Genomic DNA, 12,190 nt, shown 5'->3' with positions numbered 1-12,190 from the left:
TCAATTACCTCCTAAAACACTGCCCATGGCTAAGTTAATTTCCTTGTTAAAATCTGATGTACTACGCTCAGCACGGTATAATTGGTGATAAATCATACCATCTTTAATAAACAACACACGTTTAGCGTGACTGGCAACAACACTTGAATGTGTCACCATTAAAATAGTTTGGCCTTCATCGTTGATCTGTTCAAATAAATTTAACAAGCGATCTGAATTTTTGGAGTCTAATGCCGCGGTTGGTTCATCCCCTAAAATCAAGTCAGGTTGCGTCATCAAAGCTCTCGCAATAGCCACACGTTGTTTTTGTCCACCAGATAATTCAAAAGGTTGCTTATTTAATAATTCTGAAATGTTAAGCAACGGTGCTAATGTACCAATACGTTCTTTCATCATTTGTACTGGCTTTCGGTTTAACACGAGTGGCAAGTAAATGTTATCTCGCACATTTAATGTATCTAACAAATTAAAGTCCTGAAATACAAATCCCAGATGTTCACGACGAAATTTGGCTAAATCATTGGCTTTAATATTTGTAATGTTGTTACCATTCAATGCTACCGTACCATTTGTTGGGTGTTCTAGTGTCGCTAAAATATTGAGGAGTGTTGTTTTACCACTGCCTGACTCACCCATAATAGCAATATACTCACCTTTCTCAACACTAAAATCAATGTCGCGCAATGCCGCCGTTGTTTCTTTTGAAAACCGCGTTTTAAATATTTTTTCAAGATGATTAACTTCTAATAGCATCATACTTCCTCCAATTCATATACTCATTATCTAACAATTTGATGCCGTGTTCACTTACACCTCGTGATATAATCTGACAAAATTGTCAGATTGTTTTTTAACATTCAACTTGACAAACGATTCCTATTTTTGTTATAGTTTACTGGTTAATTAACTAGTAAACTATCGAGGTTACCCATGTCAGAATCCGACAATATTATTCAAGAACTCAACACATTTGTCCAAACGTACGCGGCAAATTCTGAGGTTATTCGCACAGCTACAACACAGCAAATTAATGCCACACAAGCACATTTACTGATGCTATTACAATCACAAAGCGCCACCAATACCGTGCTTGCTGACACAATGAAGCTCACAAAACCAGCAATTACCAAGGCCATTAAGAATTTGACCACGCATGGCTACGTAACATCAAGCAAAGATGCCACCGATAAACGTAGTATCCATTATTCTTTAACCCCTGAAGGTGTTAAACTTGCTTTGCAGCATGAGCAATTACATCAGAACTTGCATCACGATATTAGTGCGACCGTTTCAGATTTCACATCCGAACAACAAGCAACAATTATGACATTTCTTAAACACATTAATCATTTAAAGGATAATCACTCATGAAAAAAATAATCGCCATTATGGCAGTTATCATCATTGTCATCGTAGGTTTTGCCGCATTTAAAGGCAATTCACCAAAACAAAATACAGCCAAAATTAATATTGTTGCATCAACTGATTTCTATGCTGAACTTGCCCAAACAGTTGTTGGTAATCATGGCACTGCCACGGCAATTATTAACAATCCTAATGTATCACCTGAAGATTACGAACCAACCACAGCAGTAGCTAAAAAAGTGAGTGGTGCTGACATCGCGCTTGCTAACGGTTTGGGATACGATTCCTGGCTTGACAAGTTGGCCCAAACGTCTAAACATACACAGCTAATCCGCATTGGTGAAAATGTTTTAAAAGAAAAGTCAGGTGTTAATCCCCATCTTTGGAACAATCCAGAAACAATGATAAAAACAGCACAATATTTAGCTGATAAATTATCAAAGCAAGATCCCTCACATAAAAAAGAGTATCAAGCTAATGCTCAAAAATATATCACCAGTTTGAAACCCGTGACAGATTTAGTTAGTCAACTGAAAAAACATGCTAATAACCAATCTGTCGCCCAAACTGAACCTGTCTTTGAATATATGTTAACAGCTTTAGGATACAAAGTAATGGACACTGACTTTTCTGAAGCCATTGAAGAAGGCAACGATCCTTCACCTGCGACACTAACAAACCTCCGTGCAGCGATTACAAACCACAAAATTGCCTTTTTAGTAAATAATAAGCAAACGACAAGTTCAACTGTTTCAACTATTGTTAATCTTGCAAAGGACAATAACGTACCTGTTATTAATGTTACTGAAACCATTCCACGTAATGAACATTATGTCAGCTGGAAAGTTGCAGAGTTGAAACAAATTCAAAAAATAACACAATAATCTTACCACACCATTAATCATTTTAAATATGCTATACTACTCTTGAAAAGTATCAGACTTTTCTGATACCTAAAAAGACAATCGATTAGTAATTTATGATGGAGGTAATATTCATGTCTCTTACGGACACTTACACACTAGCAAACGGTACTAAAATACCCGTCCTTGGTTTTGGTACTTGGCAATCCGCCGATGGTGATATTGCTTACCAATCAGTCAAATGGGCGCTCGATGCTGGCTATCGACACATTGATACAGCCGCAATTTATGGCAATGAAGCATCAGTTGGCCGGGCGATCAAAGATTCAGGTATACCACGAGAATCCTTGTTTGTGACATCTAAACTTTGGAATGATGCACGAACCTATGAAACAGTAACAAACGCACTGGACGTATCACTCGATAAATTAGGCCTTGATTACTTGGACTTATATTTAATTCATTGGCCTAATCCCGCAGGTGTGCAAATTAAGGGTGAAAACGCTTGGCAGTCTGCCAATGCTGAAACCTGGCATGCTTTCGAAGATGCCTATACAGCTGGTAAAACTAAAGCCATTGGTGTTTCTAATTTCCAAATTCATCATCTAGAGGCATTAACTAAGACACAAACCATAGCCCCTATGGTTAATCAAAACTTCCTTAATCCTTCTGATCAACAAGTAGAACTTGTTGCTTACAATAATGCACACAACATTCTAAATGAGGCTTACTCACCATTAGGTACTGGAAAGCTAATCGACCTGCCACAGGTCAGTTCTTTAGCGGAAAAATACAACAAATCTATCCCTCAAATTTTAATTCGATGGTCATTAGATAAAGGATTTTTGCCCTTGCCTAAATCAACTCATGAATCATATATTAAAGCTAACGCAGATGTGTTCGATTTCGTATTAACAGGCGACGATATTGCATCTCTAGATAAGTTACAAGCTGTTGGTGAATTGCATACCAATGCTGATCAAGTATCATTCTGAGCACAAAAAAGCGATTGTTTCACGTGAAACAATCGCTTTTTTAATACAGTTAAACTGAACGTTTCTTGAAAATTAAATAAGCAATCACATACATAGCCAAGATGTAAACAAGATAAGCAATCACCACTGTACCTTGTGACATATGCACCATACTTTTAATCATACTAGGACTTGCTTGTCCGTACGCAGCCATACCAATAAATATGTTAAACGGATTCCACTTTAATATCGGAGCCATATTAATTAACAGCATTGAAATACTACTTAAAATTGGTGTACCAACAATCATAACAACACCTAAACCAATGGCCGCACCAGAACTTTTAACTAGATTTGTAATTAATAATACAAGCGCAGCTACGAAAATCATTTGGAACAATGTGTCTATAACTGTGATTCCCATTGTCTGCCAACCATTCCCTGCGTAACTGACGCGCTCTGAGAAATCAAACTTAGGTGCAAAAATCAATTGTCCAATCATCGTGCCAATGAATGCACCAATAAACAGTGTTATATAAATGCTAAGATTCAGGAGCAACTTGCTCGTAAATATCATGCCACGACTAAACCGACGTGATAACAAAGGCCGAATTGTTCCAAAACTAAATTCTTGTGATACGCTTAGTGCCGTAATAATAATACCGACTAGATAAACATAAAATGTTGCATGTCCTAGATCAGTTATCGATCCAGCACCGCGCTGAGATTTAAAAATACCCATAATCGCTAGTGGGAAAATTACACTTAACCCTAGCCAAATGTACAAACGATTTTGCTTGAAAGTTTTATAATACTCTTGCTTCATTAAAGTTAACATCTATTATTCCCCCTTATCATCATTGGCTAACATATCAAGTAATGATTTTTCCAGATTACCAGTTACTGTATTCAACGTTTGAATTTGTATGTCAGCGTGATTCATTGCCGTAATAACATTTTGCAAATTATCCGCCCCTGAAATTTGCACATGACCCTCGTCAACTGTTACTGTCCATTTATTGTCTTGTGCTAATTGAACTGTTGCATCGTTATCAGACGTATCCATTACCCAACGCACCTTATCATGACTGAAAAATTCTGTCATGGTCGCTGTTTCAATGATTTTGCCATGGTTAATAATAACCACATCATCAACTAATTTTTGTAATTCATCTAATAAATGACTTGAAATCAAGAATGCAACCCCTTGATCTGCTAAATCACGAATTAATTCACGTAAATCATGGACCGATTGTGGATCTAACCCGTTCATTGGTTCATCCAAGATAACTAACTTCGGATTACGAATTAAAGCAATAGCAATTCCCAGACGCTGCTTCATCCCTAGTGAAAAATTTTTAGCTTTTCTTTTGCCAAAATTATCACCATCAATTTGTGTTTTATGCATCAAATCTTTAAAATCAGCTGAATCTTGTGTATCCATTGCATACAAATTTAAGTGTTCTAATGCAGTCATATTAGGATAAATAGCAGGATATTCAATCAAATTGCCAACTTTATCAAGTGCTTGATGATCACTGAAAGTAATCGGCTTGTCATCAAACAAAATTGTACCACTTGAATAACTCATCAAACCAGTAATAGCACGCATGGTTGTTGATTTACCAGCACCATTTGGACCGATAAGTCCAACAATATGTCCTGCCTCAACATTGAAACTGACATTTGTCATTGCCTTCTTTTTACCAAAATTTTTATCAATATTTTTTACTTCTAATAAAGCCATTTTTATTCCCCCATATAGTTTCTATTCGTCACACCGCATCATAGCGTTGTGACTTGTTAAACAAATTATTTATCCCACGTCACTTTAAAGGTTGGTTTAAATACAAATATAAATGTCACAATTGCCAAAATAATAGGTAAGACAAGCCCTAATAGGAAACCGTCGAAGCTACTTCGACCAGGGCTAGACATTGTTTTCATTAGCGTTGCAATAAACACAAAAATAACAATTGGCCATTTAAGATAATGAACTCGTACTGCCTCGTCAACTGTATCATCACTAATATTTTGCGCTAGATAATGACCTACAGCAAATATAAACAATGCAACTACCATCGTAATGATTGGTTGAATGACTCCTTCAAAATGAGAAGTCATGCTACTACTTATGCTCTTGAAAAACAATTTAATCGTAGGTCCAGCAAGAGCGAGCAACCCCAGTGTGAAAATTGTCCCCGCCGCTTTCAGCCAGTTCGGACCAATAATTGTAGCAATAATCACAAATAAACTAGACATAAAAAAAATGTTAGCAGATACTGTGATGTCGACATTTAAAGCATCTAATAAGGTATGTGGTTGTAAGGCAGCAGTTAAACCTATATCAACTACATTTGCCACCATAATTGGTAACACAACTAATAGGATCACACGTGTTACAAATAATTGGCCACGTGAGATATTTTGTGTGTATAGCCAAGTATCCAATCGACGTGATTGATCATTTAAAAATACGATTATAGCAATGATTAACCAGATAACTATCAATTCTGGGCCCAAAGCATCTACAATATCTTGATTAGGCATGCCTGGAATCAACATAAACGACCCCACTGATAAGATAATTAAAATCATGCCAATGACTGCTGCCATTATAAATTGGTTTTTTCTAATCGTCGTATATAACTTAAGTGCTTGTCTCACGCGTCTACCTCTAATTCTTGTTGCCACGAAAAGGCTTCTTCGGCAAAACTTGCCCGGAACACGTCCTCACTACTAATCTGTAATTCTTCCACAAACTTAAATTCTGGCCCAGCTAATTTAATACCTAGTTCTTCTGAAAAATCATTAAACACAATTGTCACAATGTGACCAGTTTGCGCAATAATTGTACCACTCTCACGTAAGAATCGTGGCAATTCTTCCCCAGTAAAGGCCAGTTGATATTTTTTAATGTTTTTATTGTCTTCAATAGCAAAGGTACGATCAATCGTTTGATTTTTCAACAATAAAATACGGTCAACTAACGTATCTAACTCGATTAAATTATGCGAAGCAATTAAAATGGTCGTATTATGTTGTGTTACTTGGTTGACAATTAATTGTTTCACTTGATCACGAATTAAAACATCTAATCCATCAAGCGGTTCGTCAAGCAGTACATATTGTGCACGACTAGCAAAACTGACAATAATAGCAAACAAAGCACGCATGCCCTTTGAGTATGTTCGAATACGCTTACTGTTGTTCAAACCAAATCGTTTAATTTCAGCATCATACCAAGATTCATCGAAGTTTTCGTATGCTAATTTAAAGATAGTTTTGATTTTTTTAGGCGAGTAATAGTGCAACCAATTTTCAGGCATATCAACATAACACAGTTGGTCATGCAAGCGTGTCGTTTTATTATAATCTAGATCATCCAACCCAATATGCCCAAAATCAGGTAGTAGCTCACCAGCAATTGTACCAAATAGTGTCGTTTTACCAGCACCATTTCGCCCTACTAATCCAACTATTTCGCCTTGATGTAATTCAAAACAAACGTTTTCTAATACTTGCTTATCCTGAATTTTTTTAGAAATATTCTCAATGACTAATGTCATGCATCCTCCTTGGTGAATCTAGTTTACCGCTATAACAGCTATCAAGCCATTGGTGTAATTCTTGAACCGAAATTGATGCGCGTTTTGCTTCAATGACAACTTCCCCAAGTTGTTCTTGCAGGCTTGCGATCATTTGTTCATCTGCGGTAAATTCATCATTTGCACGGATAAATGTCCCTCTCCCAGTTACCGTCTCGATAACATTTTGATTTTCCAAAGCACGATAGGCTTTAGCGACAGTATTTGGATTTAATCCCTCAATTAAAGCCATCTCTCTTACCGAAGGTAATTTTTCCCCAATTATCAGCACGCCTGAAGCAACTTGCGCTTTGATACGCCACATGAGTTGTTCATATAATGGCTGATTCCGCTGAATTTGTGCCATTTATGTACTTCCTTTTTATTTTTTAACATAAGTTCGGTTCGTCAGCCAACCTATATTATTAACTGTGTTTCATTATTCCCCAAGACACACTTGTTGATTATACTGCGTGTATCACGTGTACTATGTTACGCGGTACACTTAATCTTGTCAAGGTGACTATTTCTAATGAGTTAATTTAATTATTTTTTGAATCATCACAAGCATAGTTATGTTCGCTATAATATATGGTAAGATATGGTCATTAAGATCACAAATTGACTGCACCTGCTAAGATTGGAAAAAATATGCGAAACCAACAAACTATTAATACCATTGTTTTTGTTGCTTTTTTTACTGCTATCACTTTCATAGCAACAAGTATACAAGTTCCTATGCCTGCTCTGATTGGGAAACCATTTGTGCATCTTGGTAACGCAGCTGCACTAATTTCTGTTCTTTTATTAGGTTATAAACGCGGTGCAATTGCCGGTGGTATGGGTTTGGCACTTTTTGATGTTACTCATAATTATGTCTTAGACGCACCATATTACTTTTTTGAAGTATTTGTCGTTGGTGGCTTGGCAACGCTTGTTATTCAGCTACTAAACTATCGCGCCAAACCACAATCATTTAAGTTAATACTGATTATACTGGCAGCTATTATAGCCAAATTTGTCACAACGACATTGCATAATTTTATAATGAGCTTAATCCGAGGTTTGACGCTGCAACCGGCAATCGTTGCAACTTTGTCGGCACTTGTACCTACAATCGTTAATTGTGTGACAACGATGATAGTTGTTTTAATTATTTATCCAATTTTAAATGGAAGATTACGCAATCAACTATTCTCTGCATTAAACTAAATGTCAATAATTAAAAACATGCTTACCAATATCATTGGTAAGCATGTTTTTAATTATTGACAACACGAAACCCCATATTAACTAGATAACACGGAGGGGAGAAAATATTTTTAAGAATGAGAAGAGAGATTGGGAGAGAATGAAATGAAAAATTTGTATTATCCATCGCGGTTTCGTTATATTAATAAGTTAAGTAATCTTATCAATATAACTATCATACTGGGGCAATATTAAATACAAGTTAAATAAAAATATATCATGCAAACACATGAGGCCAAATTGTTTTAAACTAATATCATTATATACTTGCTTTCAGTTTAAAATTTACAATTCGCGCGGGATTCCCCACAACTGTCGCATGGTCAGGCACATCATTTAAGACTACTGCATTGGCACCAACTTTACTATAGCTTGCAATCGTTATTGGACCCAATATTTGTGCATGTGCCCCGATAAAACTGTGATGTTCAATATGTGGGTGTCGCCGGCCATTAGTGATGTTGCGTGCGCCAACAGTCACACCATGTAAAATGGTCACGTCATCTTCAATAATCGCGGTTTCGCCAATAACAACACCAATACCATGATCAATGAAAACACGTTGCCCAATTTGTGCACCAGGGGCAATTACCACACCAGTTCGTTTAGCTGCAAAACGCGCTATGATAGCGCCTAATAAATAGTGCTTGTGCACATGAAGCCAATGTGACAAGCGATGGTACCCTAATGCATGCAATCCAGGATAAGTTAAAATGACCATCATTAAACTATGAGCAGCCGGATCTTGTTTAAGAATAGCCTTAGCAGTTGCAAACATATATCCGCCAATTTAACCTTTTAACTGATCAAAACTTTGTTCAAGATCAGCAATCAAATCATTAATGTCTTCGACACCGACTGACAAGCGAATCAATTCATCTTGAATGCCGTTAGCCAAACGAATATTCCTTGGAATTGCACCGTGTGTCATTTTTGCTGGTACTTCGATCAAACTTTCAAGTGCACCTAAACTCTCTGCTAACGTGATAATTTCTAGATTTTCAACAAACACCTCAGGATTTAAACCAGCCTGTAACTCAAACGAAATCATCGCACCGAAACCATTCATTTGCTTTTTAGCCAATGCGTAATCAGAATTATTAGGATCACCTGGAAAATAAACACGAGCCACTTGCGGATGCGCATCAAGATATTCAAAAATAGTTTGTGCATTACTCTGATGTCGTTGCATACGTAGTGCTAATGTCTTGATACCTCGTTGTAATAACCAACTCTCTTGTGGTGCTAAAATGGCTCCAATAGCATTTTGTAAATAGCCTATTTTTTCGCCCAATGCTACGGCCTTAGTAATCACTAATCCTGCAATCAGATCACTATGTCCACCCAAATATTTTGAAGCACTGTGCACCACAATATCAGCACCCAAAACGATTGGCTTTTGAATGTATGGTGAGGCAAAAGTGTTGTCAACAATGCTTAATAATTGATGTTTTTGGGCAATATTAGAAATTGCTTGTACATCAGTAATGCGTAATAGCGGATTTGTTGGTGTTTCAAAATAAATTGCTTTGGTATTATTTTGAATGGCATTTTCTACAGCGTTCAAATCGCGTGTATCAATGATTGTAAATGTTAATCCTTGTCGCTTAAGTACACTATCAATCAACCGAAATGTACCACCATATACGTCGTTACCGACAATAATATGATCACCTGAGGAAAACAGAGTAAAAATTGTGCTTATCGCTGCTGACCCAGATGCAAAAGCAAAGCCGGCCACACCACTTTCAAGATCAGCAATTAATTTCTCTACTGCCTCTCGTGTGGGATTTCCCGAACGTGAATACTCATATTTTGATTCACCAATTTTATTTTGTTTAAACGTAGATGCCATGTGAATCGGCACGGATACGTCACCAGTTGTTTGATCAAAGCTAATCCCGCCATGGATCAATTGTGTATTAAATTTCATTTTATCTCCCTCATTTTTCATAAATTTTATCACTCATATAGCGTTCACTACTATCTGAAAAAATAGTAACAATCGTACTCTGAGCTGGTAATGTTTCAGCCAATTTCAAGCTAGCAGCTAAAGCAGCCCCACTTGAACTACCAATAAATAATCCCAAATGTGCCGCGACATCACGGACTTGTTGGAAAGCATCTGCATCACTAACTGTTAGTGTCTGATCAATACGGACATTTTTGAAAAATGGCGGAATGAATTCAACACCAATACCTTCTGTGCGATGTGCATGGGCAGGGCCACCGTTTAAAATCGATCCTTCTGGTTCAACAACAACATTTTGTATGGTGCTATCATATTCATTGAGGTATTGCGCAACACCGGAAAAGGCGCCACCACTGCCAGCACCGGCAACAAATGCTGTAATCTTTTCACCATTTAAATCGACAATTAATTCTGGTGCTAATGTTTGATAATATGTTTTTGGGTTAGCCGGATTGGCAAATTGCATTGGTATATAACTATTATCAATATCTGTGGCTAAGGTTTTGGCCTTTTCAATTGCACCTTTAATACCTGCACTCGAAGGTGTATTCACAATTTCAGCTCCCAATGCCTGCATCAACTGTTGCTTTTCGTAGCTAAATTTTTCAGGGACGACCAAAATTGTACGCAAATGATGTTGTTGTGCAGCCAAAGCCAAACCAATTCCTGTATTCCCCGCTGTTGGTTCAATAATCACAGTATCTTGGTTAATGACTTGACGTGCAATGCCATCGCTAATCAAAAATTGACCTAAACGATCCTTGATACTGCCACCTGGATTAAACATCTCTAACTTTGCGAAAATGCGGCTATGATTTGGAATATCGAGTTGTAAATCAATTAATGGCGTTTGACCAATTAATTCGGATATATTCTTAATTAACATACTATTTTCCTTTTATCTTTCTGAAAAATGTAGACAAAAAGGCGTGAAAATTCGACTGAATTTCCACGCCTTCTATCATTGGACTACCTTGATAGCAATTTGTCCATTTTGGTCATAACTCACCCAAAAAGTTCATGCTTAACAAGCAGTACAACATCGAAAACGTGTTGTACTGCAGCAATTAAGATGAAATGTCGTATATTTGGGTGCCATAACAAACTCCTGCTGATTAATTAGCTTTAATATACGTTATATTTTTCAACATGTCAACTATAAACAATTTATACGACATTGTGATTACTTCATAACTTAGCAAATAGTATTAATTTATTATAAAAAATAAAAATTTGTTTGACAATTCACATACAAACGTTTAAACTTACTATTTGTAATAAAAAACATATTACGTATTATTGTTTAGTTTGAAAGGGAGAGATTATGTTTACATTACAAAAACCACAAGCTGGTTTGAAAGAAATTATTGTCAAGAGTATTTGGTTTGGCTTCATAGCTGGTATGATTTCAGGTATGGTTAAGATTGGTTGGGAGGCACTGTTACCTCCTCGTACCATTGCTCGTAATATGACTAATCCACCACAACATATGGCAGAACAGCTTGGCTTTTCAGATAAGCTTGTGCATTCGTTTGTATACTATTCACAGGATCAAAAAGTATTCTGGTTTACATTGATTCTTCATTTTTCATTTGCCATTGCATTCTCAATATTATATGTATTTATTTCACAATATTGGTCAAAAATTAGTTTGTGGCAAGGTGCTGCTTATGGTATTGTCCTTTGGATTGTTTGGCATGTTATCTTGATGCCCGCGTTTGGTACAGTGCCTGCACCTTGGAATCAACCTTTTTCAGAACATTTCTCAGAATTCTTTGGACATATTGTATGGGCTTGGGCAATTGCTGCTACTGTCTATTATTTGATTGCTAAAGATAAAAATGGTCATTTAACAAATGTATAGTACAAAAAAAGAATCCTTTGCAGGGATTTTTTTTGTACGATAAAATTGCTATTAATTCACTATTATTCCTCATCATAAAAAATAGCCTACTCTGTATCAATGGCTACCGGAATAATCCTGCAACACACTGTTTTAAGTGTTATCAAATATTGTACACGCTCTCGGCCGCACACAACATTTTCTAATACTATTAAGAGTAAACTATTTTGGATTGAGCAAAACTTAATTCACTCGCCAGTGAAGATGGCTTAAACAAGCTTAAATATTTTTAGCGTTTCGCCTAATCTACACCTATATTGTATCCTATTTCTTTT

At 36.6% G+C, this 12,190-nt stretch carries 14 protein-coding genes; 5 read left to right on the top strand and 9 right to left on the bottom strand.

All coding sequences use genetic code 11. From position 1 onward, the window contains the following. A complete protein-coding gene (locus LEGAS_RS00825) occupies window positions 1-753 on the bottom strand; it encodes an ABC transporter ATP-binding protein (protein ID WP_041771650.1) in 753 nt (250 codons plus the stop codon). A 177-nt stretch (window positions 754-930) separates the two neighbouring features. Between LEGAS_RS00825 and LEGAS_RS00820 the strand changes: the two genes are divergently transcribed. From LEGAS_RS00820 to LEGAS_RS00810, 3 genes are all read left to right on the top strand, one after another. Next, the gene (locus tag LEGAS_RS00820; RefSeq protein WP_010384013.1) at window positions 931-1,371 is read left to right on the top strand and encodes a MarR family winged helix-turn-helix transcriptional regulator; all 441 of its coding nucleotides are present in this window, start codon (window positions 931-933) and stop codon (window positions 1,369-1,371) included. Next, window positions 1,368-2,249: a metal ABC transporter solute-binding protein gene (locus LEGAS_RS00815; protein ID WP_013231138.1), complete on the top strand. Its 882-nt coding sequence runs from the start codon at window positions 1,368-1,370 to the stop codon at window positions 2,247-2,249. The genes LEGAS_RS00820 and LEGAS_RS00815 overlap by 4 nt, the downstream gene beginning before the upstream one ends. A 113-nt stretch (window positions 2,250-2,362) precedes the next feature. After that, the gene (locus LEGAS_RS00810; RefSeq protein WP_010384018.1) at window positions 2,363-3,223 is read left to right on the top strand and encodes an aldo/keto reductase; all 861 of its coding nucleotides are present in this window, start codon (window positions 2,363-2,365) and stop codon (window positions 3,221-3,223) included. A 49-nt stretch (window positions 3,224-3,272) separates the two neighbouring features. Here the strand turns inward: LEGAS_RS00810 and LEGAS_RS00805 are convergent, their stop codons facing one another. The 5 genes from LEGAS_RS00805 to LEGAS_RS00785 all read right to left on the bottom strand — a co-directional run bounded on the left by LEGAS_RS00805 (window position 3,273) and on the right by LEGAS_RS00785 (window position 7,156). Further along, window positions 3,273-4,040 carry an ABC transporter permease gene (locus tag LEGAS_RS00805; protein WP_010384019.1) on the bottom strand — a complete coding sequence of 256 codons (768 nt, stop codon included), beginning with the start codon at window positions 4,038-4,040 and terminating at the stop codon, window positions 3,273-3,275. A 3-nt stretch (window positions 4,041-4,043) separates the two neighbouring features. After that, window positions 4,044-4,949 (bottom strand): ABC transporter ATP-binding protein, encoded by a 906-nt coding sequence (locus tag LEGAS_RS00800; protein ID WP_010384021.1) that lies wholly within the window; start codon window positions 4,947-4,949, stop codon window positions 4,044-4,046. 65 nt (window positions 4,950-5,014) lie between these two features. Beyond that, window positions 5,015-5,896: a permease gene (locus tag LEGAS_RS00795; RefSeq protein ID WP_224131372.1), complete on the bottom strand. Its 882-nt coding sequence runs from the start codon at window positions 5,894-5,896 to the stop codon at window positions 5,015-5,017. After that, complete coding sequence (locus LEGAS_RS00790) at window positions 5,866-6,771, bottom strand: ATP-binding cassette domain-containing protein (protein WP_010384026.1); 906 nt, start codon at window positions 6,769-6,771, stop codon at window positions 5,866-5,868. The genes LEGAS_RS00795 and LEGAS_RS00790 overlap by 31 nt, the downstream gene beginning before the upstream one ends. After that, on the bottom strand, window positions 6,755-7,156 hold the full coding sequence (locus LEGAS_RS00785) for a GntR family transcriptional regulator (RefSeq protein WP_010384027.1): 402 nt from the start codon (window positions 7,154-7,156) through the stop codon (window positions 6,755-6,757). Before LEGAS_RS00785 ends, LEGAS_RS00790 begins: the two co-directional genes overlap by 17 nt. Window positions 7,157-7,440: 284 nt before the next feature. Between LEGAS_RS00785 and LEGAS_RS00780 the strand changes: the two genes are divergently transcribed. Then, window positions 7,441-8,001, top strand: a complete 561-nt coding sequence (locus LEGAS_RS00780; RefSeq protein WP_013231137.1) for an ECF transporter S component — start codon at window positions 7,441-7,443, stop codon at window positions 7,999-8,001. 298 nt (window positions 8,002-8,299) lie between these two features. On the opposite strand, the gene epsC is transcribed toward LEGAS_RS00780, so the two are convergent. Genes epsC through LEGAS_RS00765 form a run of 3 tightly spaced genes read right to left on the bottom strand, consistent with a single transcriptional unit; the run spans window position 8,300 to window position 10,898 of the window. After that, the gene (gene epsC / locus LEGAS_RS00775; protein ID WP_010391114.1) at window positions 8,300-8,818 is read right to left on the bottom strand and encodes a serine O-acetyltransferase EpsC; all 519 of its coding nucleotides are present in this window, start codon (window positions 8,816-8,818) and stop codon (window positions 8,300-8,302) included. A 12-nt stretch (window positions 8,819-8,830) separates the two neighbouring features. Then, on the bottom strand, window positions 8,831-9,973 hold the full coding sequence (locus tag LEGAS_RS00770) for a trans-sulfuration enzyme family protein (RefSeq protein WP_010391116.1): 1,143 nt from the start codon (window positions 9,971-9,973) through the stop codon (window positions 8,831-8,833). Between the two features lie 10 nt (window positions 9,974-9,983). Continuing rightward, on the bottom strand, window positions 9,984-10,898 hold the full coding sequence (locus LEGAS_RS00765; protein WP_010391118.1) for a PLP-dependent cysteine synthase family protein: 915 nt from the start codon (window positions 10,896-10,898) through the stop codon (window positions 9,984-9,986). A 438-nt stretch (window positions 10,899-11,336) separates the two neighbouring features. On the opposite strand from LEGAS_RS00765, the gene LEGAS_RS00760 reads away from it, so the two are divergent. After that, a complete protein-coding gene (locus LEGAS_RS00760) occupies window positions 11,337-11,876 on the top strand; it encodes a YagU family protein (protein ID WP_010391120.1) in 540 nt (179 codons plus the stop codon). The last annotated feature ends 314 nt before the right edge of the window (window positions 11,877-12,190 follow it).

The organism is Leuconostoc gasicomitatum LMG 18811, assembly GCF_000196855.1.
In the GTDB taxonomy this organism is placed as follows: domain Bacteria; phylum Bacillota; class Bacilli; order Lactobacillales; family Lactobacillaceae; genus Leuconostoc; species Leuconostoc gasicomitatum.
Note: the sequence above shows the minus strand (reverse complement) of the source record. Positions and strands in the feature narration are given on the sequence as shown.